The organism is Achromobacter aloeverae (genome assembly GCF_004121055.1).
Classification (GTDB): domain Bacteria; phylum Pseudomonadota; class Gammaproteobacteria; order Burkholderiales; family Burkholderiaceae_B; genus Bordetella_C; species Bordetella_C aloeverae.
Window position 1 is genome coordinate 550,805 of the sequence record NZ_PYAL01000001.1, and the last position, 20,989, is coordinate 571,793.

The following is a 20,989-nucleotide window of genomic DNA, read 5'->3' on the forward strand; positions in this document are numbered from 1 at the left end:
TCAAGCCTTGTAAAGCAGTTTCGTAACGTCGACCTTTTGCGAGAAGATGCCCTTCTCCGTGAACAGGTCGTAGAACTTCTGGAAGTACTGGACGTCGCTGGGCTTGAACTCGTCGTAGGTCATGTACGCCGCCAGCGGCACTTCCTTGGTCAACGGGCCCTCGATCGCGGTATAGCCCTTCATGTACTGGCGCGCGTCCTCGGGATGCTCGCGCACCAGCTGGATGCCGCGCTTGTAGGCGGCGATGTACTTGGCGGTGGCCTCGGGATACTTCTTGATGAAGTCGGTGGTCAGGCTGGCCGCGCCGCCATGCCACGGCGCCATGGGATCGCCCAGGATGTAGTGCGCCACCACGCCTGCCTCCAGCACGCGCGTGGTGCCGTTCAAGCGACCCACCGTGCCGGTCGGCTCCAGCGTGTAGACGCCGTCGACCTGGCCGGCGGCGATGGCCGCCACGTGCTGGCCGATCGGCAGTTCGACCACCGAGGCGCCGGTCGCGCCGGCCCGTTCCAGCATGGTCTTGGCCAACGTCACGTTCTGGATGCCGGGACCGCAGCCTATCTTCTTGCCCTTGAGATCGGCCACCGTCTTGCAGGGGCTGTCCTTGGCCACCACGAATTCTTCCAATACGTTCGCGGCGTTGCTGGGATTGGTGCAGAAGATCTTGAACATGCCCGGCTGGGCGATCTCGCCGATGGCCAGGTTGGCCGCGCCGACGCCGTTGGCGCTGCCGTCGCAACGGCCCGCCAGCATGCCCTCCATGACCTGCTGCGCGCCTGCGAATTTCTGTACTTCGACGTCCAGTCCGGCGTCCTTGAAATAGCCCTTCTCCACCGCCGCGAAGAAGGGCAGCGCCGCCGCCACGGGCCAGAAGCCGATGCGGATCGTCGGCGCGGAAGCCGCGCGAACGAAGGCCGGCGCCGCCAGCGCGCCCAGGACGGCGGCGCCGGTCAACAAGGTGCGGCGGCGGCCGGCGACGGGCATCGCGGCGATCTTGACGAGGGGCTTGGTCATGTTCAACTCCAATGGTCGGGATTAACGGTCAGCGGGAATAAGGGGGGAGGAAAGCGATGCCAGGTATGCGCGCCAACCGCCGAAGGCGGTGATATCGCGCGCGGCCGCCAGTGCGTGGCCTTCGCAGACGAAGCCATGCTCCCAGCGGCCGTCGGCGAGCTCGACGCTGCCCAGGGCCAAGGGGGCCGGCACCAGCGCCAGGAAGCTGCCGACAGCCTCCAGCGGCACCTGCCATACCTCGACATCGATGGCGGCGCCGCCGGTGTCCACGCGTTGCAAGCCAGGCTTGGGCGGCACGGTATCGGCCAGCGCGTACAGTCGATAGCGCGGGGCGGTTGCCGCGCGCCGTTCGAGGACGGCGCCGCGCTCGGTCAATTGGCCGTTCAGCGGCAAGCCGCTCAGATGCGCGCCCACGACGACCAGCGCGAGGTGCGTTGCCGATGACGGCGCCGGCGCGCACGCCGGCCGCGCCAGCGCGGCGATCGGTTGCGGCGCCGGCAGCGCCACACCGGTCGCGCCCTGCGCAAGGCCGGTATCGTGGTGGAACCGTTGTCCCAGGTCAGCCAGTTGCCAGTCGCTGCCCGCCGGTCCGATCAGGGTGATGCCGAAAGGCAGGCCGTCCGGCCTTATGCTGGCCGGCACCGATAAGGCGGCATAGTCCAGCAGATTGACGAAATTCGTGTACTGGCCCAGCTCCCGGTTGCGCTGCACCGGATCCCGTGCCATGGCTTCCAGCGTGCAATGCGTCGGCGCGGTCGGCACGCAGAGCACATCGATCCCGCGCCACATCGCGGCGGCCTCCTGGCCAAGCGCGCGCAGGCGGTGCTGCGCCTGGAAGACCTGGGCGGCGTCATAAGACCGGCCCGCGGCGAGTATGGACCGCACCGGCTCGATCACCGCGTCCGCGCGCGCGTCGAAGAAACCGCGCACGGCGGCGTAGCGCTCGGCCACCAGCGCGCTTTCATAGAGCAGGCCGGCGGCCTCGGCCAGCGGCGCATAGTCCACGGGCACCGGCACGCCGCCCAGCGCCACCAGGCGGGCGACGGCCCCGTCGAACGCGGTGCGCGCGAGCGCGTCGCCGAAGAACTCCAACTGGGCCGGCACGCCGAAACGGAAAGCAGCCGGGAACGGCCGCGTCGCCATGGCCAGCTCACGCGAATACGGATCGCGCGCGTCGTATCCCATCGCCGCCTCCAGCACCCGCACCGCCGTCGAGACCGTGCGCGCGAGGATGGACACGCAGTCCACGCTCTGCGCGGCCGGCACCACGCCACGCGCGGAGATCAATCCCTTGCTCGGCTTGAGACCGACGATATTGTTCAACCCCGCCGGCACGCGGCCGGAGCCGGCGGTGTCCGTCCCCAGCGCGAAATCGCATTCGCCCGTCGCCACGACATAGGCGGACCCCGAGCTCGAACCGCCGCTGACATAGCGCGCGTCGAAGCTATTGGGCACAGCGCCATAAGGCGAACGGCTGCCGTTCAGCCCGCAGGCGAACTGATCCAGGTTGGTTTTTCCGGTCAACGCCGCGCCGGCGTCGAGCAGCCGCTGGACCACGACCGCATGTTCGGCCGGCACATAAGCGAAGTCGGGGCACGCGGCGGTGGTCGGCACGCCCGCCGCATCGATATTGTCCTTGGCGGCGAAACGCAGGCCGGCCAGGGGCCCCGCGGCCGTCGTCGTGAACGGGGCATCGAAACGCGTGATCCATGCGCAGGCTGGCGTGCCCGAAGCGACGGATGCCGACGGCGCGGGAGGGAAAGGGAAAGCGGAAGGAATAGAAGCCACGTTGTCTCGCACGGAAAGACGGATTCGGGAAACCTGAAATCCAAACTTGTGTACAAGACGATCCAAAGCAAAGGCTGTGCCAACTTTTGCACGGCCGGTGACGAGGGTGTCATGCCCGGGGACGATCCGCGGGGTCTCGCGGCGGCGCTGACGCCGCGCACCGTGACCGTGCCCATCCGCGCACCAGGGTGGGTGTGACGCACCAGCGAGGTGCGCCTGAACGGGTCCGCCTCCATGGATCCGCGACGAACCTGCCGTCCCCGACGAACCTGCCGTCCCCGACGCACCTGCCTTAACGCGGCAGGCAGGCCCGCAAGGTATGAAAGGCCGGTGCGATGTCCTTTTCATGCACGCAGGCATACCCCAGCAGCAATCCCCGCCGCGCCCCCGGATGCATGTAATAGCGCGACAACGGACGAGTGAGGACGCCGCGCGCCTGCGCCGCCGCGCTGATGGCCACGTCGTCGCAGTCCGGCGGCAGGCGCAGCACCAGGTGCAGGCCGGCATTGCTCGACTGGGGATCCAGGTAGTCCGGTCCCAGGTAACGGTTGATCAAGCCCTCCAGCAAGGCGCGCCGGCGCGCGTACAACACCCGCATGCGGCGGATGTGCGCCGCGTAATGTCCCTGCTCCAGCAACTCGGCCAGGGCGGCTTGCGTCAGGGCGTGGCCTTCGCGATAGAGGTCCGCGTGCGCGGCGCGAAACGGTTCGGCCAGGACGCGCGGTAGCACCATGTAGCCCACGCGCAGGCCGGGGAACAAGGTTTTGCTGAAGGTCCCGATATAGATCACGGGCGCGTCCTCCTCCAGCCCCTGCATGGCGGGTATCGGTCGTCCGGCGTAGCGGAACTCGCTGTCGTAGTCGTCCTCGACGATCCAGCTGCCCGACGCCCGCGCATACTCCAGCAACTCGCGTCGCCGCGCCAGGCTCATCACCAGCCCCAATGGATACTGGTGCGACGGCGTCACGAAAATCAGCCGTGGCGGCACCTTGCCGGCGGGCCATCCGCTGCCCTCCGCTTCCACGCGCAGCGGCTTGACCACCGCCGATACCATCTGCAGGACCTTATGGAAGCCCCAATAGCCGGGCTCCTCCACCCAGACGGTTTCGCGCGGATCGACCAGCATGCGAAGGGAGAGATCGACGGCCTGGTGCACGCCTTCGGTCACCAGGATCTGGCTGGGGTCGCAACGCACCGACCGGGCCACCCGCACATGTTCCGCGATGGCGGCGCGCAAGGCCGGATGGCCGCCGCCATGCGCGTACGTCAGCAGCTGCGGCGCCGGATCGCGCCACAAGCGGGACAGGATGCGGCTGAAGTGCCGGTTGGGAAACTGCGTCACGTCCGGCACGCCCGGCATGAAAGCCCCCCACTGGGCGGGCGCCGCCGACACATTGGACAGCAGCGCCTGGGCGCGCCGGGCCAGCCGCGCCGGCGCGCCGGCGGCGCTAGGCTCGGCGGCGGCCGCCTGCAGGCCCTGCATGCGTTCGGCGCTCAGGTAGCTGTCCGGCGCCGTCTCCGCCACGAAGGTGCCGCTGCCCACGCGGGCATGGACGTAGCCTTCGGTGCGCAGCTGTTCGTAGGCGTGCAGCACCGTATTGCGGGACATGCCGATCTCGCGCGCGAGATCGCGCGACGCGGGCAGCGGGCTGGACGGCGGCAGGCTGCCGTCGAGGATGGCGCCGCGCAGGCATTCATACAGCTGGCGATTCAGCGTGCCGCCGCCCGCGGGCGCCAGGCGTTGCAGGACCAGGTCGGCGCAGATCGACTTGATCAAGGCTGCTTCCGCGATCTGGCAGTGCCACGACATAGCGCATGACAACGCGCGCGATCTGGCAAGGACAACATCTTGGGCAAGAGGGCTCCGTCCGGGGCAAGGGGATGCATTTCCTGGGCTTTTCCAGATTGGCCCCATCAATTTGAACGAACTGGATCTTTCGGAAGGGGCCAATTCGCCATTAAATCAGGTTTTCCCCGAACCACCTACCTGAAACGCTTGCACCATGAAAAACGCCGATCTGCAGTCCCGCCGCCTGGCCGCCACCCCGCGCGGCGTGGGCGTGATGTGTGACTTCTATGCCCAGCGCGCCGAAAACGCCACCATCTGGGACGTGGAAGGCCGCGAGTTCATCGACTTCGCCGCCGGCATCGCCGTGCTGAACACGGGTCACCGCCATCCGCGCATCGCTGCCGCCATCGCCGCGCAGCTCGACAGCTTCACGCACACCGCCTACCAGATCGTCCCCTACGAAAGCGTCGTCACGCTGGCCGAGCGCATCAATGCCGCCGCGCCGATCAAGGGTCCGGCCAAGACCGCCTTCTTCACCACCGGCGCCGAGGCCGTCGAGAACGCCGTCAAGATCGCCCGCGCCTATACCGGTCGTTCGGGCGTCATCGCCTTCGCCGGCGGCTTCCATGGCCGCACCATGATGACCCTGGCGCTGACCGGCAAGGTCCAGCCCTACAAGGCCGGCTTTGGCCCCTTCCCCGGCGAGGTCTATCACGTGCCCTTCCCCAGCACGCTGGGCGGCGTCACCCCGAAGGACTCGCTGGCCGCGATCAACCAGCTGTTCAAGGCCGATATCGATCCCAAGCGCGTGGCCGCCATCATCATCGAGCCGGTGCAGGGCGAAGGCGGTTTCAACGTCGCCCCGACCGAACTCATGCAGGGACTGCGCGCCCTGTGCGACGAGCACGGCATCGTCATGATCGCCGACGAAGTCCAGACCGGTTATGGCCGCACCGGCAAGCTGTTCTCGATGGAGCACCACGGCGTGCAACCCGACCTGATCACCATGGCCAAGAGCCTGGCGGGCGGCATGCCCCTGTCGGCCGTCTGCGGCCGCGCCGAAGTGATGGATGCGCCCGCGCCCGGCGGCCTGGGCGGCACCTATGCCGGCAACCCCTTGTCCGTGGCCGCCGCGCATGCCGTGCTGGACGTCATCGCCGAGGAAAAGCTGTGCGAACGCGCCGCCGCCCTGGGTGAACGCCTGGTGGCCCGCCTGCGCGCCGCGCAAAAGGCCCACCCCGGCATCGCCGACATCCGCGCCCAGGGTTCGATGGTGGCCATCGAGCTGCGCACCGCCGCCGGCGAGCCGGACGCCGACGCCGTGCGCCGCATCCAGCAACGCGCCCAGGAGCGCGGGCTGGTGCTGCTGAGCTGCGGCATGTATGGCAACGTCATCCGCTTCCTCTACCCCCTGACCATTCCCGATGCGCAATTCGAACGCGCCCTCGGCATCCTGGACGAGGCCCTGCAAGCATGAGCGCCGTCACCACCACCAGCGCCATCGAACTGGCGCGCCCCGACCTGCTGCGCGACCGTTGCCTGATCAACGGTGAGTGGGTGGGCGCCGACAGCGGCCTCACCCTGGCCGTGACCGATCCCGCCACCGGCGCCCAGGTCGGCAACGTGCCCTATATGGGCCGCGCCGAAACCGAACGCGCCATCCTGGCCGCCGACGCCGCCCTGCCCGCCTGGCGCGCCCGCACGGCGCGCGACCGCGCGGCCGTCCTGCGCCGCTGGAACGACCTGATCCTGCAGCACCAGCGCGACCTCGCCATGTTGATGACGCGCGAGCAGGGCAAGCCCCTGCCCGAAGCGCAAGGCGAAGTCGCCTATGCGGCATCGTTCATCGAGTGGTTCGCCGAGGAAGCCAAGCGTGTGGACGGCGAAGTGCTGCAAGGCCAGCGCGCCGGCCAGCACATCGTCGTGCTGAAGCAGCCGATCGGCGTCTGCGCCGCCATCACGCCGTGGAATTTCCCGGCGGCGATGATCACCCGCAAGGTCGGCCCGGCCCTGGCCGCCGGCTGCACCATGGTGGTCAAGCCCGCCGAACTGACGCCGCTGACGGCCCTGGCGCTGGGTGTGCTGGCGATCGAAGCCGGCATTCCGGCCGGCGTGCTGCAATTCGTCACCGGCGATGCCGCGGCCATCGGCCAGGCCCTTTGCGAAAGCGATATCGTGCGCAAGCTCAGCTTCACCGGGTCGACCCACGTCGGCCGCCTGCTGATGAGCCAGTGCGCGCCCACCATCAAGAAGCTGTCGCTGGAGCTGGGCGGCAATGCGCCGCTGATCGTCTTCGACGACGCCGACGTGGACCGCGCGGTCGAAGGCATCATCGCGTCCAAGTTCCGCAACGCCGGCCAGACCTGCGTCTGCGCCAACCGCATCTATGTGCAGGCGGGCATCCACGACCGCCTGGTCGAGCGCCTGGTGGCCGCGGTGGGCGCCATGCGCGTGGGCAACGGCCTGGAGCCCGGCGTAACGCAGGGGCCGCTGATCAACGACAAGGCGGTCGACAAGGTGCGCCAGCACATCGACGACGCCCTGTCGCTGGGCGCCAAGGTGGCGGTGGGCGGCACGCCCAATCCGCTGGGCGGCACCTTCTTCACGCCCACGGTGCTGACCGGGGTCACCCAGGCCATGCGCGTGGCCCAGGAGGAGACCTTCGGCCCGATGGCGCCGCTGTTCCGCTTCGAGACCGAGGAAGAGGCGGTGGCCCTGGCCAACGATACCGAGTTCGGCCTGGCCGCCTACATCTTCACCGAAGACCGCCGGCGCATCTGGCGCGTCTCCGAAGGCCTCGAAACGGGCATGGTGGGCGTCAACACCGGGCTGATCTCCAACGAGGTCGCGCCCTTCGGCGGCGTCAAGCAATCCGGCCTCGGCCGCGAGGGCTCGCGCCATGGGATCGAGGAGTATCTCGAACCCAAGTACGTCTGCATGCAGGACTGACCCGGCGGGCGCCCTGCCCGACGCCATAAGCGCACCAGACAGGGAATGGCCAGGCCATGGCCATTCCCCCGCTCCCCCATGCCGGTCCGCGCAGGCCCGCGTCAGTGCTGCTGGCGGTCGGGTCCGTAGGCCGACGGCGGCTGCCCCAGGCGCTTGCGGAACATCGTCGAGAACGCCGCGGGGCTGTCGTAGCCCAGCTCCAGCGCGACCGACGTCACCGGCTGCCCTTCCGCCAGGCGCGACAACGCGGCCAGCAGGCAGGCTTGCTGGCGCCATTGCCCGAACGCCATGCCGGTCTCCTGGCGAAACAGGCGGCTGAAGCTGCGCTCGCTCTTGTGCAGGCGGCGCGCCCAATCGGCGGGCAGGTCGCGTATGCCTGGCTGGCGCAGGAAGGCGACGCATAATGCCGCCAGGGCCGGATGCCGCGGCAGCGGCGCGAAGAACGGCAAGGACGTGGCGCGGGCGACCTCGTGCAGGACCAGCCGCATCAAGGCCCCATCGCGACCCTTCGCGTCATAGTCCGCCGGCACGTCGCCGCTCGCGAGCAGCAGCTGCCGCAACAGCGGCGAGACTTTCAAGACCTCGCACTGGTCGCCCTTGCGGGCCGCCGCGGCGGGTTCGATGTAGAGGCTGCACGTGCTGACGCCGACCATCCTGACCCGGTGCGGCTTGCCGGCGGGTATCCACACGCCGCTGTCCGGCGGCACCACCCAGGCGCCATCGTCGGTGCCCACCTCCATCAGCCCGGTCGCGCCGTAAAGAAACTGCGCACGGCGGTGCGTATGGGTATCGAGCAGCAGGCCTTGCGGATAGTCCGTGCTGATCGCCAGGACCGGCCGCGCCACGGCATCGACGGAATCCAGGGGAATGTTGCGCATTCGATGCAGGGTGCGATGGATGAAAGTCGAGCATTATCGGCGGACCGGGGCCAAGGCGCCAAATCGCCCGCGACGGCTTTCCCGGCGGTCCGCCATGGGGGGCGCGGGCGACGGACATGCCCCGAAGGGACGCGATGGCGGAAACGGCGGTATTCGCAGCATCGATGGCTGAAATTCGAATATGTACGGCGGACCCTAGCAAGCCGTCCGCTCCGTGCGCCTGTAGGCTGTCCGGGTCTTCATGCCATATCCGTTCCAGTCATACATGTCGCTCTATCTACTCCTGGCCATCTTCGGCTGCCTGGCCGGCGTCACCACGGTCCTGTTCGGTTTCGGCGGCGGCTTCGTCGTCGTGCCGCTTCTTTACAAGCTGCTGACACTGACGCATCCGCCGGGCAGCCCGGCGGCGACGGCGGCGATGCAGATCGCGGTCGCCACGTCCACCTGCGTCATGATCTTCGGCGCCGCCATGGCGACGCGGCGGCATCAGCGGGCGGGGAACATCGAATGGCCGCGCGTGCGGCCCTTGCTGGCGCCCATCGCCATCGGGGCGGCCTGCGGCGCGGCGGCCGCGACCTGGGTGGACGGCGGCAGCCTGCGCTGGGCCTTTGCCGGCTACCTGGCCCTGACCATCCTGGATTGCGTGCTGCGGCCGGGCTTCCTGGCGCGGCCGGCCACAGCCGCCAGGCGAGCGGGGGCGGCCGCGAACACGCCTGTCGGCCTGGTCATCGGGGTGATCGCCGCCTTCCTGGGCGTCGGCGGCAGCGTCATGACCGTGCCCCTGATGCGCCGGCGCGGCGCCGACATGACCCGCGCCACGGCCATGGCCAATCCCCTGTCCCTCCCCGTCGCCCTTGCCGGCGCCGGCGCCTACGTCGTGCTTGCGTGGCGCGCGCCGGCGCTGGGCGACTGGCATATCGGCTATGTCGACCTGCGCGCCCTGTTGATCCTGGTCGCCGGCTCCTGGATAGGCATCCGGCTGACCACGCCTTTCATCGGCAAGGTGCCGGATCGCATCCACGCGCGGGTCTACATCGCCTTGCTGGTTGTCGTGCTGGTGGCGATGCTGGCCCGTTGATATACCCAGCTGCCTGTCGGCGTCGCCCTTGCCTCGCCCGTGTTTTTTCGACGCGCCTGGTATGGATCGCTTGCCCGTTAAAGGACACTGACTCGATCCGTACGCTGTGATCCATTCCGGAGGGCGCGTACGGGGCAGCGTGGGGGGCGTATATGGCAAGCGATGGCCATGAATTCATGGACGGAACGGACGAGACCGCACTGCCGGGAGTCTTGTTGCGTCTTGGTCACTTGGAAAATCGCGTCGATGCCATAGAGATCCGTCTCGGGCGCATCGAAGAGGACGTTGCCGTGCTCAAGACGGATGTGGCAACGCTGAAGACCGATGTGGCAACGCTGAAGACGGATATGTCGGCGCTAAGAACCGATGTTTCTTCCTTGAAAGTTGCGATGGCCGCCCTCGATGCAAAACTGGATATTTCCAAGCTGCGCCAGGATATCGAGAAATCGCACACGGATATCTACAAGTGGGTAGCCACGATCGTCATCATGGTCGTCAGCGTCTACTTCAGTCTGCAAAAAGCGAATTCGCAGATTGCCGCCCCGGCGCAGCGCGCCAGCCAGCAGGTTGGCCATTGACAGCCGGCCTGCGCGGCCAGTCCGCGAGTGGCACGCCGCGCCGGCGCACCGACCGGAGCGCGTTATCATCCTGCAATTCGTCCGGCGCCATGTCCGCCGCCCGCGGGCTGAATGCCCGGCCCGATAGCGTGCCTCGGCCGGTCGAATGCGCCCGAAGCCGCCCGGACACTGGACTCACGAAAAACATGAAACTCGCCACCTGGAACATCAACTCCCTCAACGTCCGCCTGCCGCAGGTCCTGGACTGGCTGCAAGCCAATCCGGTCGACGTCCTTTGCCTGCAGGAGCTGAAGCTGACCGACGACAAGTTCCCGATGGACGCGTTTACGCAGGCGGGCTACCACGCGGTGTGGGCGGGACAGAAGACCTATAACGGAGTGGCCATCCTGTCGCGCCAGCCGGGTACCGGGATGATACGCAACATCCCCGGCCTGGAAGATCCGCAGCAGCGCGTGCTGGCCTTGACGGTGCCGGCGCCGGGCGGAGATATCCGCGTCATCTGCGCCTATTGCCCCAACGGGCAGGCGGTCGGCACCGACAAGTACGAATACAAGCTGCACTGGTTCGCCGCCATGCGCGAGTGGCTCAAGGGCGAGCTGGACCTGCATCCGCGCCTGGCCGTGCTGGGCGACTACAACGTGGCGCCGGCCGATGCCGACGTGCACGATCCGGCCAAATGGGAAGGCCAGGTGCTCGTCTCCGGCCCGGAGCGCGAGGCCTTCTTCGCCCTGATCGACCTGGGCCTGGTCGATTCCTTCCGGCTGTTCGAGCAGCCGGAAAAGACCTTCTCGTGGTGGGATTACCGGATGATGGGTTTTCGCCGCAATGCGGGCCTGCGCATCGACCATATCCTGCTGTCCAACATCCTGGCCCAGGACTGCACGGCTTGCGTCGTGGACAAGGGGCCGCGCGGCAATCCCCAGCCGTCGGACCATGCCCCGGTCATCGCCACGCTGAAGGACTGACCCCCTGCCCCGGCCCACGGCCGGATTCACAGTCAGAACCGATACGACACCCGCAAGCTCCCTTGCTGCGCCGACGCGCCGCCGGTATTGATCAGCGCGTCATAGTCCAGGCTGACATCGAGGTTCTTGCGCGGATGCAGGGTAAAGCTGGCACCCGCGGTGAGTGACCCGCGCGGCAGTTTCGCGCCCGTGGCCGTAAAGGGCGTGCCGTCCTGCGCGGTCACCCCGACGGCCCGTTTGGCATCGAGCGTTTCGTAGGCATAGCCCACCCTTACCTGGGCATTCATCGGTTTCGCATCGTCCCCGAACGCCTGGTCTAGCGCCAGTCCAGCGTACGGTTGCAGGCTATGGATATTGTCCGTGCCCACGTCCAGGTTCTGGCCGCCGGCGCCGCTTTCGCTGAAACTGTCGGCATGCAGGTAGGCGTAGCGCAAGCCCAGCTTGGGCGTCAGCAGTGTGCGGGCGGTCAATTGCAGGGGCAGGCCCGCTTGCAGGCCCAATGTCGCCTCCTGGCCCGTATGGTTACCCTCGGCCGTGCCGAGGGTATCGAAGGACCGCTTCTGCGACAGGAAATTCACCCCCACGCCCGCCGTGGCGCCCAGCACCACGGGACCCGCCGCGCGGCTGCCGTATACGCCCAGGCGCAATGTATCGATCTTGCCTGAGCTGTCCGTGCCGCGCTCCTGTATGTCGGCATGGTCATAACCAAAGGCCACGCCGAGTACGCCCGAACCCATCGGCCGGTCATGACCGGTCAGGAAACCATAGCGCTGGCTCTGGAAGCCGTGGGCGCCGCTGTTGCCATCCACCCGCGTATAGTTGCCCGTGAGCGTGGCCCATAGCGCCGAACCCGGCGCCATCGTGCCCGAATCCGAACCCAGGCCCGAATCCGCGCCCGATCGGGCATCCAGCCGCGCGCCCGCGCGATCCAGCAAGGCCTTGCTGGTCGACTGCGCGCCCAGCAGGGCCGTCGTGCCCAGCGCCGTGTAGATGCTGGTCTGCGTGGGCGCGACGACCACGGTCCCTGGGGTCGAGGTCACGGGCGTCGCCGGCTCCGCCAGCACCAGGTCCACCGTATTGGCGCCGACCGCCACCGTCTGCGCCAGCGTGCCCAGCGCCGCCGTCCCCGTGCTGCTGACCGTGCCGAACGTTCCGTTGACGCCGCCCGCCGCCGACACGATGGTGTACGAGCGCGCGGTATAGGTACCCGGGTCATAGACCAGCGCCAGCGTACCCGCCAGGCTGGCCGTGCCGCCGACCTTCAACTGCGAAGCCTGCGTCGGGCTGACCTCGATTTGCAGCGTACCCGTGCTGGCCTGCGTGTAGTTGCCGCCCACCGTCAGCGTGCCGATGGAGCCGCCCGGCGCCACCGTGCCCGTGCTGCTCACATTGCCCAGGATGGTGCCGTGCCCGCGCAGGACGGCCGCATCGGAGACCGCCACGTTGCCGCCCAGCACCGCCGAGGGCGTATCGATGTCGCCCACCTCCAGTTCGCCGCCCGCCACGGTGGTAAGCCCGGTGAAGACCGAACTGTTGCCATTCAGGATCAACAGACCCCCGCCCTGCTTGAGCAATCCGCCGCTGCCGCTGAACGTGCCGCTGTAGGTGGTGCTGGTGCCGTCGCCGCCGGTCGCCAGGGTACCGGTGCCGATCAGCACCTTGCCCGCGCCGGCCAGCGAACCGATGGCCTGGTTGGTGTTGCCCACGTCCAGCGTGGCCGCGCTCTCTATCGTCACCGCGCTGTTGGCGCTGAAGGCGTTCGTGGCGCCGGCTTGCAGCACGCCGGCCCGCACGGTCGTCGGGCCCGAGTAATCGCTGCCGCCCGACATCGTAAGCGTGCCCGCGCCGTCCTTGATAACCTGGCCCTGGCCTTTGATCGCCCCGGCGTAGCTGCCGCTGGTCGCCTGGTCCACCGTGAGCGTGCCGCCGCCCAGGGCCACGGTGCCGCCCGTCCCCGTCAGCGAGGACGCAAGCAGGTCATAGCCATGCAGGTCCAGCGTCCCGCCATTCACGATATAGGCGCCGTTCTGGACGAAAGCGTTGGCCGCGCCCTGCGCCAGCGTGCCGTCCAGGACCGCGGTCGGACCGGTGTAGTGGTTGGCGCCCGCCAGCGTCACGGTGCCCGCGCCCGCTTTCACCAGGGAGCCGCCCCCGCTGATCTGGCCCGCATAGCTGCCGTCGCTGGCCTGGTTGATGATCAGCGCCGCATCGGTGGCGACGGCGATGTCGCCGCTCAGCGTGTCCGTGGTGGCCTGCACGGCGCCGTCGCCGATGCTGGTGCCGCCGCCGTAGCCCTGCACGGCCGTGAAGACCAGCGTGCCGTTGCCGGTCTTGCGCACACCGCCCGCGCCCGAGATCACGCCGGAGTAGCTGCCGTCCGCGTTCTGCGCGAAAGTGATGTAGGCCCCGCTATCCACCGTGGCGTCGCCCGGCAGGCTCGCGGCCGTCGCCACCAGTTCGCCGCCCAGCACCAGCGTGCCGCCTTCGTAGCTGTTGGCGCCGGTCAATGTCAGCGTGCCCGCGCCCTGCTTGGTCAGGCTGCCCGTGCCGCTGATGGCGCCGCCGTAGGTCTGCGCGCTGCCGTTGTCGAACACCAGGACCGCGTTGTCGACGATGTCGCCAGTAACGCTGCCGTTGCTGGTCCCGTCGCCCAGTCGCAACGTGCCCGCGCTGATGGTCGTGCCGCCGTCATAGGTGTTCGCGCCCGTCAGCGTCAGCATGCCGGCGCCCAGCTTGGTCAGGCTGCCGCCCGCGCTGGCCAGCCCGCTGGCGAAGGTAACGCTTTGCCCGTTGGTGTCGATACGGTATTGCTGGTTGGCGGCGGTGCTGAAATGCGCCGAGTAATCCTGGGTGTTGTTCGCCGAATACCGCAGCGCGCCCCCACCGAAGCTGATCTGTGCCAGCGGGTCCAGCGCGGTGGCGGCGGCAAGCGCCAGCGTTCCGCCGTTGATATTGGTCCCGCCGTCGTAGGTGTTGGTCCCGAACAGCGTCAGCGTCCCCTCGCCCAGCTTGGTCAGGCTGCCGCCCGGGCTGTCCAGCCCGCTGGCGAACGTGACGTCCTCCCCGTTCGTATCGATGCGGTATTGCTGGCCGGCAGCGCTGCTGAAACGCGATGAATAATCCGTGGCATTGGCTGCGGAATACTGCAAGGTGCCGCCGCCGAAGCTGATTGTGCCCAAGGTGCCCAGCGCGCCTGGCGCACCCAGCGACAGCGTGCCGGCAGCGAGGCTGGTTCCCCCGTTGTAGGTATTCGCGCCGGAAAGCCTGAGCGTGCCCGCGCCCTGCTTGGTCACGGTTCCCGTGCCGCTGATGGCGCCGTTGTAGGTCTGCGCGCCGACGTTGTTGAAGACCAGCGCAGCGTTATCGACGATGTCGCCCGTGACGCTGCCATTGCTGACGCCGTCGCCCAGCCGCAACGTGCCGGCGCTGATAGTCGTATCGCCGTCATAGGTATTCGCGCCGGTGAGCGTCAGCGCCCCCGCGCCCAGCTTGGTCAGGCTGCCGCCGGAACTGGCCAGTCCGGTGGCGAAGACGACGTTCTGCCCGTTGGTGTCGATGCGGTATTGCTGACCGGCGGACCGGCCGAATTGACTTGAATAGTCCTGGCTGCCGGCCGAGGAATACTGCAGCGTGCCCCCGTTGAAGTTGATCGACCGCGTCCCGGCCAGTGCGAGGTGACCGCCGAGCGCCAGCGTGCCCGCATCGAGGTTCGTGTCGCCGGTATAGACGCTCGACCCGAGCAGGGTAAGCGTGCCCGCGCCGGTCTTGGTCACGCTGCCGGTCCCGGCGATGCCGCCAAGATAGATATCGTCCGCGGCGTTGTTGATGACCAAGGCGCCGTTGTCGGTGATATTGCCCGCATAACCGTACAAGGCGTTGACTTTCAGCGTGCCGCCATTGATGAAGATGTTGCCTATGAAACCGGGGGAAAGGCCATTCGACAACGTCAGCGTCCCATTGCCGTCCTTGGTAAGGCTGTCCGCCGCCGGGTCCAGGAGAGCGGCGAAGGTAACGTCCTGGCCGTTGGTGTCGACGTGGTATTGCTGCCCGGCTGCCGTGCTGAAACGGGACGAGTAATCGGTGGTGTTGGATGACGAATACTGCAGCGTACCGCCGCCGAAGCTGATCGTGCCCGTCGTGCCCAGCGCGCCCGCGGACCCCAGCGCCAGCGTGCCCGCATTGATGTTCGTGCCGCCGGAGTAGGTATTGGCGCCGCTAAGGGTGAGCGTGCCCGCCCCCGCCTTGGTCAGGCTGCCGGTCCCGCCCAACGGCGTAGCGACGGTGATGGTGTAGCCATTGCTGTCGATGACGCCACCGCCCGCGCCGAGCGTCACGTCGCCGGCACTGAAACCGGAAAGAAAAGCAGTGGAGTCCTGGGCTGCCTGCAGGACACCGCCGTTGCTGAAATTGATCGGCGCCGAGCCCTGGCCTTTGATGATGGAGCCGGTCAGCAACGTGCCGCCGGCAAGGGACAGGGTGCCGCTGCTGCCAATCTCATCCGAGAGCAGGACAGAAGTCGTGCTGATGAGCCCGCCGCTGCCAACAGTCACCGTGCCGCTGCCGGTAAGGCGACCGACAATAATCGTGCCACCCGCGAACGTTCCGCCGGTAGCGACGGTGAGCGTACCAGTCGTGGCCGCTGAGCCTACCCACACCCCATTCGCAGCGTTCCATGTGGCGCCAGCGCCGGTCACGGTGACGCTGCCGGGCACCGCTACGCCGATGATGCTGACGTTTCCTCCATCGCCGCTATCGTTGACCACCGCGCCAGCCTGGATGGCGAGCGAACCCGGAGTCGAGGTGCCTATGTACAAAGCGCCGGGCGTCCACGGGGACCCACTGCTTCCCGTGAAGGTTCCGCCACTGGGAGCGACCGTGTTGCCGGTCGTGTCGATATAGGTGACGGCCCGTGCCGGCAGGGCAGCGAAAACCGAGGCCAGCGCCATCGGCCACGCGGCGACGGTCATCCCCCTTCCCCGGCCTTTCCTGGCCCTACTCACCGCCATCGCCGTCACGGCCTGCCATAAACCCAGCGAACGGAGATACAAAGGCCGGTGACCCAGAGACATGCTTCGCTCTTTAAATGTAAGTTTTAATCGGGGCGCGCAGGGGCGTTATCGCAGGAGCATATTTCAAAACCACACAAAAATAGACTAATAAGCGCGATTTTTCCACTGCAACGTGCAGATGTGTGCCCTCTTGTTACCACTCCACACGGATGTCGCGCGGTTTCCAAGAGCCCATGGAAAAACAGCCCACGTTGAACCCAAATTTCAGAATTGCGCGACATAGGCGGAAGTCCCCTCTGCCGTCATTCGCGCTAGCGTGGACGATTAGTTACATTTTTTGATACAAAACCGACATATTCGCCGAGTTCACCCCAATCCCAACATATCCGCCAGGCTGCGTCCCGCGGGTTCCTCGACCAGCTGGATGTGCGATTCCAGATCGCGCAGGTGCGCGTCCATTTCGGCGACGGCTTCCTTCACCTTGCCCCGTTCCAGGAAATCGACCACCCGCGCATGCTCATCGTGTTCGCATGCGGCGTTGCCGGGAGGCTGGAAGATGGCGACGACCAGCGCGCAACGCGAGATGACTTCCATCAGGTAGCGGGCAAGCAGCGGATTGCCCGATAGCTCGCCCAGCTTGAGATGGAACGTGCTGGCCAGGCGTGCCCACTCGGTCTGCGGCGCGCTGTGCATGGCGTGATGCTCCTCCCGCAACTGGCGTCGCAGCATCGCGAAATCTGCCTTGGTGGCGGATTGCGCCACCAGCGGCAGGATGGCGCCCTCCAGCGCGCGCCTGGCCTCGAACAGCTTGACCACCTCCTCCCGCGTGGGCATGGCCACGACGGCGCCGCGGTTGGGGCGCAGTTCCACTACGTGATCGTGGGCCAGCCGCTGCAAGGCCTTCTGCACCACGCTGCGCCCCACGCCGAACAGTTCGCACAGCGCGGCCTCGGGCAGCTTGGTGCCCGGCAACAGGCGCTGTCCCATGACGCCGCCCAGCACCGACTGGTAGATGCGGGTCTCGGCGTCCCCGGCCGTGTCGGCCGCGACCAGTGCGCTGGGACGCACCTTGGGCCGGCCCAAGGTCGTGGCGGTCTTGGTGGATGTCCTGGCGGCAGCTTGGCCACGGGATTCGGTCCGGCCCCCGGTGCGCCCCTTGTCCTTGGCCTGCTTCATGAATGAGCACCCAAGGCGGAAAGCGCCCGACCGACCGAGACGGCCAGCCGGATCAAGGCCGCATCGCTGCCTGCCGGCCCCAGCAAGGAGATGCCGGCCGGCAGGCCATCGCCGCCGATGAAGGGGATGTTGACCTGGGGCAGCCCCGCCAGGCCGGCGATCGAAGTAATACGGAAAGTCTGGGTCCGGATCGCGTCCACGGCCGCCGGGTCCGCGTTGCGCGCGATCGCCGCGCTGGAGGCCGACGGCAACACCGCCACGCGGTCCGCGCCCAGCAGCTCCCTCACCTCGGCACGCAAGCGTGCCTGCACGGCCCCTGCCTCGGCCGCCTCGCCGGCGCGTATCGCGGCCGCGGCCCGCCAGCGCCCGGCGATGGCGGGCGCGAACGCCGGCTGCTCGCGTGTGATCCAATCGCGGTGGGTCTGCCAGGCATCGTAGGCCGACACCGTCACGTAGGCGCGACGCCACGTTTCAAGGTCCGTGCAGGATGCGGGCGCGCGTGCCACGGGCAGGCCGGCCGACTGCAAGGCGCCCGCCACGGCGTCGACGAGCGGACCGAAGACAGGGTCGGCCTGCGCGCACGCGTCGGTCAGCACGATGGCCTCGCGCCAGGAGACCTCGCGCGGTGGCCCGAGCAATACGTCGCCCACGCGCGTAAACACCGCGTCGCGCGCGGCCAGCCAGGTCAAGGTGTCGAACAGGGGTGACAAGGGCACGACGTGCTGCGTGCTCAGCAGGCCGTGCGTGGTGCGCAGGCCCCACAAGCCGCAATAGCTGGCCGGCACGCGCGTGGATCCTCCGGTATCGCTGCCCAGCGCGAAATCGACCAGCCCGCCCGCCACCGCCGCGGCCGACCCGCTGGACGACCCGCCGCATACGCGGTCGGGCGCGCGGGTGTTGCGCGGCGTGCCATAGTGCATGTTCTCGCCCTGGATGCTGTAGGCCAGTTCGTCCGTGATCACCTTGCCGTGCAGCGCGGCGCCCGCGTCCAGCAGGCCCGCGACCAGCGGGCTGGTCTGGGTCGCAGGCGGATGCGTGCGCAGCCAATCGGGATTGCCCGCGCCCGTGCGATGCCCCGTCACGTCGTAGAGGTCCTTGGCGGCGAAGCCCAGGCCATCGAGCGGCCCGCTGCCGGTGGGGCCGACGCTGAAATGTCCATGCGGCACCCAGGCGCCCACGGTGTCGTCGAAAGGCAATGTCATATCGTCAAGCTCCATTCAGGGCGCCGCCGCATTCAGGGTGGCTATATTGGACGCGGCTATATCCGGCGCGGCCATATTCGACGCGGCCTCCGTCGCCGGGGTCTCATCCGGCACGAGCCCGCCTCGCGCCGCCACATGTTCGCAGATCTCGCCCGGCGTCGTGAACCAGATTTCGCCGCTGTCGCGCCGGGCCGCGATATGCGCCAAGGCGCGGCGCAGGTGGCGCAGCCGGTAAGGCTGTCCCACCAGGTAGGGATGCAAGGCTATCCCCATGACCAGCGGCTGCCGCCGCGACTGCTCCAGCATCTCGTCGAAATTGTCGATGATAAGCTGGGCGAAGTCCTTGCCGTCCATCTGGCGCGCCACGATCATGGGAATGTCGTTGACCTCCTGCGGATAGGGCACGGCCCACAGCGGCGCGCCGCCGCGCGTGCGCATGAGCGTGGGCTGGTCGTCATGCGACCAGTTCAGCGTATAGCGGTAGCCCGTCTCCGCCAGCAGGTCGGGCGTAAGGCGCGACTCGGCGATCCAGGGCGACAGCCACCCCGCCGGCCGCTTGCCGCCTACGCGTTCCAGCGCCTGGGCGCAATGCGCGAGCAGCGCGCGCTCGGCAGCCTCGCTGTAGGCGCCCTGGTGCACCGCATTGGCATGTCCATGCGCGATCAGCTCGTCGCCGCGCGCCACGCAGGCCTCGACCAGTTCCGGGCAGTGATCCAGCAAGGCCGTATTCACGATGGCGCCGGCCGGCAGGCGCAAGGCATCGAACAGTTCCAGGCAGCGCCAGGCGCCCACCCGATTGCCATATTCGCGCCACGCGTAATTGAGAACGTCGGGTTCGCCCAGGTGTGGCCCCAGCCTGGCGCCCAGCCCCGCCCCGAAGGCGAAGTGCTCGATATTGAATCCCAGGTAGACCGCCAGGCGCGCGCCATTGGGCCAGGCATACGCGGGCCGCCGGTGTATGGGCATATATCCGAAGCGGCCATGCGTGGCCAGCGGGCCGAAATCCGGCATGTCGGCGCCGCTCATGACGCCGCCAACCTTGCCCGGGTCGACGGCCGCTCGGCCCCGGCGTCCCGCAATGGTGCTTGATGCATCGTTTTCTCCCATATCCTGCGCCAACTTGGTGCGCCCGTTGCGCGGCGTCGATCTTGCGAGGCTTGCGGCCGCAATGCCCCGCAGCGAATTTTCGCCGCCAGTAATCCGACAAATTGCCGTCAATAAATAGAGCGACTTGACGACAAAAACCCTCCCTTCACCAAGCAAAAGCCATGCCAATATTGCAGGCAGAAATTCATTTTTGGCATGGGTTTTGCTTTGACTCCCGATGCAGCCGATCCGGCCTTCGCACAACGACATCATCGGGAGAACTCCATGTCGCGCCTTTCTCGCCGTACCTTCGTCCGCACCTGCCTGGCCCTGGCCTGCGCCGGCCTCGGCCACGCCGCCCAAGCGGCCGAACCCATCAAGATCGGCCTTATCACGGCGCTGTCGGGCCAGTCCGCGCTGGCCGGCGAATCCATTACGCGCGGCATGCAGGTGGCCATCGACGAAATCAACGCCCAGGGCGGCCTGCTGGGTGGACGCAAGCTGGAGCTCGTGCGCCGCGACGACGAGGCCAACCCCGCCAAGGGCGTGACGGCCGCGCGCGAACTGATCTACAAGGAAAAGGTCGCCGTGATCTTCGGCGGGCTGGACACCCCGGTCTCCATGGCCATCGTGCCATTGGTCAACCAGGCCAAGATGCCCTTCATGGGGCCGTGGGCCGCGGGCACGCCGATCACGAAGAACGGCGCCAATCCCAACTACGTGTTCCGGGTCTCGGCGGTCGACGAGCAGGTCGACGCCGGCATGGTCGACTATGCCCAGAAGACGTTCAAGAGCGCCAGGTTCGGCCTGATCATGGTCAACAACCCCTGGGGTGAATCGAACCAGAAAGGCATCGTGGCCGCACTGGCCGCCAAGGGCATGCAGCCCGCGGGCGCCGAGAAGTTCGACGACACCGCGGTCGACGTGGTGCCGCAGCTCACCCGCCTGAAGGACGCGGGCGCGGACACCCTGCTGCTGGTCGGCAACGTGGGCCCTTCGGCGCAGGTGGTCAAATCGCTCGATCGCATGGGCTGGAAGGTGCCCGTGGTGTCGCACTGGGGTCCGGCGGGCGGTCGCTTCACGGAACTGGCCGGCCCCAATGCCAGGACGGTGCACTTCGTGCAGACCTACAGCTTCTTCGGCAAGCAGTCGCCGGTGGGCGACAAGGTCATCGCCTCCATGAAGGCCAAGTATCCCGACGTGAAGGGTCCGGAGAACATCACGCCGGCCGTGGGCGTGGCCAACGCCTACGACGCCATGCATCTCACCGCGCTGGCCATCGCCAAGGCCGGTTCAACCGACGGCGACGCCATCCGCCAGGGCTACGAACAGATCGACCGCTATGACGGGCTGATCAAGTCGTACCGGCATCCCTACACGCCCACCCAGCACGATGCGCTGGGCGCGCAGGACTATATCTGGGCGCAGTTCATCGACAACCGCATCCTGCCCGTGGGCATGGTCAACTAACCAAGCA

At 67.8% G+C, this 20,989-nt stretch carries 14 protein-coding genes; 6 read left to right on the top strand and 8 right to left on the bottom strand.

Going from position 1 to position 20,989, the window contains the following annotated elements:
* From C7R54_RS02435 to pdxR, 3 genes are all read right to left on the bottom strand, one after another.
* Complete coding sequence (locus C7R54_RS02435) at positions 1 to 1,014, bottom strand: ABC transporter substrate-binding protein (protein ID WP_129148593.1); 1,014 nt, start codon at positions 1,012 to 1,014, stop codon at positions 1 to 3.
* A 21-nt stretch (positions 1,015 to 1,035) separates the two neighbouring features.
* Entirely contained in the window at positions 1,036 to 2,793 is a 1,758-nt protein-coding gene (gene atzF / locus C7R54_RS02440) for an allophanate hydrolase (protein ID WP_377813580.1), read from the bottom strand.
* Positions 2,794 to 3,094: 301 nt separating this feature from the next.
* A complete protein-coding gene (gene pdxR / locus C7R54_RS02445; RefSeq protein WP_192903603.1) occupies positions 3,095 to 4,576 on the bottom strand; it encodes a MocR-like pyridoxine biosynthesis transcription factor PdxR in 1,482 nt (493 codons plus the stop codon).
* A 229-nt stretch (positions 4,577 to 4,805) separates the two neighbouring features.
* Between pdxR and C7R54_RS02450 the strand changes: the two genes are divergently transcribed.
* Positions 4,806 to 6,068, top strand: a complete 1,263-nt coding sequence (locus C7R54_RS02450; RefSeq protein WP_129148596.1) for a 4-aminobutyrate--2-oxoglutarate transaminase — start codon at positions 4,806 to 4,808, stop codon at positions 6,066 to 6,068.
* The gene (locus tag C7R54_RS02455) at positions 6,065 to 7,540 is read left to right on the top strand and encodes an NAD-dependent succinate-semialdehyde dehydrogenase (protein WP_129148597.1); all 1,476 of its coding nucleotides are present in this window, start codon (positions 6,065 to 6,067) and stop codon (positions 7,538 to 7,540) included. The genes C7R54_RS02450 and C7R54_RS02455 overlap by 4 nt, the downstream gene beginning before the upstream one ends.
* 101 nt (positions 7,541 to 7,641) lie before the next feature.
* Here C7R54_RS02455 and C7R54_RS02460 read toward each other — a convergent pair whose 3' ends face one another.
* Positions 7,642 to 8,418, bottom strand: coding sequence for an AraC family transcriptional regulator (locus C7R54_RS02460; protein WP_129148598.1), 777 nt, complete (start codon positions 8,416 to 8,418; stop codon positions 7,642 to 7,644).
* Between the two features lie 265 nt (positions 8,419 to 8,683).
* Between C7R54_RS02460 and C7R54_RS02465 the strand changes: the two genes are divergently transcribed.
* The 3 genes from C7R54_RS02465 (at position 8,684) to xth (ending at position 11,039) form a co-directional block, all read left to right on the top strand.
* Complete coding sequence (locus tag C7R54_RS02465; RefSeq protein ID WP_129148599.1) at positions 8,684 to 9,496, top strand: sulfite exporter TauE/SafE family protein; 813 nt, start codon at positions 8,684 to 8,686, stop codon at positions 9,494 to 9,496.
* Between the two features lie 176 nt (positions 9,497 to 9,672).
* Positions 9,673 to 10,074, top strand: coding sequence for a coiled-coil domain-containing protein (locus C7R54_RS02470; protein WP_129148600.1), 402 nt, complete (start codon positions 9,673 to 9,675; stop codon positions 10,072 to 10,074).
* Between the two features lie 185 nt (positions 10,075 to 10,259).
* Positions 10,260 to 11,039 carry an exodeoxyribonuclease III gene (xth, locus tag C7R54_RS02475; protein ID WP_129148601.1) on the top strand — a complete coding sequence of 260 codons (780 nt, stop codon included), beginning with the start codon at positions 10,260 to 10,262 and terminating at the stop codon, positions 11,037 to 11,039.
* A gap of 32 nt (positions 11,040 to 11,071) precedes the next feature.
* Here xth and C7R54_RS02480 read toward each other — a convergent pair whose 3' ends face one another.
* The 4 genes from C7R54_RS02480 to C7R54_RS02495 all read right to left on the bottom strand — a co-directional run bounded on the left by C7R54_RS02480 (position 11,072) and on the right by C7R54_RS02495 (position 19,452).
* Entirely contained in the window at positions 11,072 to 16,006 is a 4,935-nt protein-coding gene (locus tag C7R54_RS02480) for an autotransporter-associated beta strand repeat-containing protein (protein WP_192903570.1), read from the bottom strand.
* A gap of 408 nt (positions 16,007 to 16,414) precedes the next feature.
* Positions 16,415 to 17,224 carry a GntR family transcriptional regulator gene (locus tag C7R54_RS02485; RefSeq protein ID WP_129148603.1) on the bottom strand — a complete coding sequence of 270 codons (810 nt, stop codon included), beginning with the start codon at positions 17,222 to 17,224 and terminating at the stop codon, positions 16,415 to 16,417.
* Positions 17,221 to 18,426 carry an amidase gene (locus C7R54_RS02490; protein WP_240039341.1) on the bottom strand — a complete coding sequence of 402 codons (1,206 nt, stop codon included), beginning with the start codon at positions 18,424 to 18,426 and terminating at the stop codon, positions 17,221 to 17,223. Before C7R54_RS02490 ends, C7R54_RS02485 begins: the two co-directional genes overlap by 4 nt.
* A 15-nt stretch (positions 18,427 to 18,441) precedes the next feature.
* Positions 18,442 to 19,452, bottom strand: a complete 1,011-nt coding sequence (locus C7R54_RS02495; protein WP_192903571.1) for a polysaccharide deacetylase family protein — start codon at positions 19,450 to 19,452, stop codon at positions 18,442 to 18,444.
* Between the two features lie 345 nt (positions 19,453 to 19,797).
* Here C7R54_RS02495 and C7R54_RS02500 point away from each other — a divergent pair, with 345 nt between their 5' ends.
* Positions 19,798 to 20,982: an ABC transporter substrate-binding protein gene (locus C7R54_RS02500; RefSeq protein WP_129148605.1), complete on the top strand. Its 1,185-nt coding sequence runs from the start codon at positions 19,798 to 19,800 to the stop codon at positions 20,980 to 20,982.
* The last annotated feature ends 7 nt before the right edge of the window (positions 20,983 to 20,989 follow it).

Coding starts and splice junctions, on each gene's coding strand:
- C7R54_RS02465 (WP_129148599.1), top strand. CDS start 8,684: ATGTCGCTCTATCTACTCCTGGCCATCTTCGGCTGCCTGGCCGGCGTC.
- C7R54_RS02495 (WP_192903571.1), bottom strand. CDS start 19,452: ATGAGCGGCGCCGACATGCCGGATTTCGGCCCGCTGGCCACGCATGGC.
- C7R54_RS02485 (WP_129148603.1), bottom strand. CDS start 17,224: ATGAAGCAGGCCAAGGACAAGGGGCGCACCGGGGGCCGGACCGAATCC.
- xth (WP_129148601.1), top strand. CDS start 10,260: ATGAAACTCGCCACCTGGAACATCAACTCCCTCAACGTCCGCCTGCCG.
- C7R54_RS02455 (WP_129148597.1), top strand. CDS start 6,065: ATGAGCGCCGTCACCACCACCAGCGCCATCGAACTGGCGCGCCCCGAC.
- C7R54_RS02460 (WP_129148598.1), bottom strand. CDS start 8,418: ATGCGCAACATTCCCCTGGATTCCGTCGATGCCGTGGCGCGGCCGGTC.
- C7R54_RS02500 (WP_129148605.1), top strand. CDS start 19,798: ATGTCGCGCCTTTCTCGCCGTACCTTCGTCCGCACCTGCCTGGCCCTG.
- C7R54_RS02470 (WP_129148600.1), top strand. CDS start 9,673: ATGGACGGAACGGACGAGACCGCACTGCCGGGAGTCTTGTTGCGTCTT.
- C7R54_RS02480 (WP_192903570.1), bottom strand. CDS start 16,006: ATGACCGTCGCCGCGTGGCCGATGGCGCTGGCCTCGGTTTTCGCTGCC.
- C7R54_RS02435 (WP_129148593.1), bottom strand. CDS start 1,014: ATGACCAAGCCCCTCGTCAAGATCGCCGCGATGCCCGTCGCCGGCCGC.
- C7R54_RS02450 (WP_129148596.1), top strand. CDS start 4,806: ATGAAAAACGCCGATCTGCAGTCCCGCCGCCTGGCCGCCACCCCGCGC.
- C7R54_RS02490 (WP_240039341.1), bottom strand. CDS start 18,426: ATGACATTGCCTTTCGACGACACCGTGGGCGCCTGGGTGCCGCATGGA.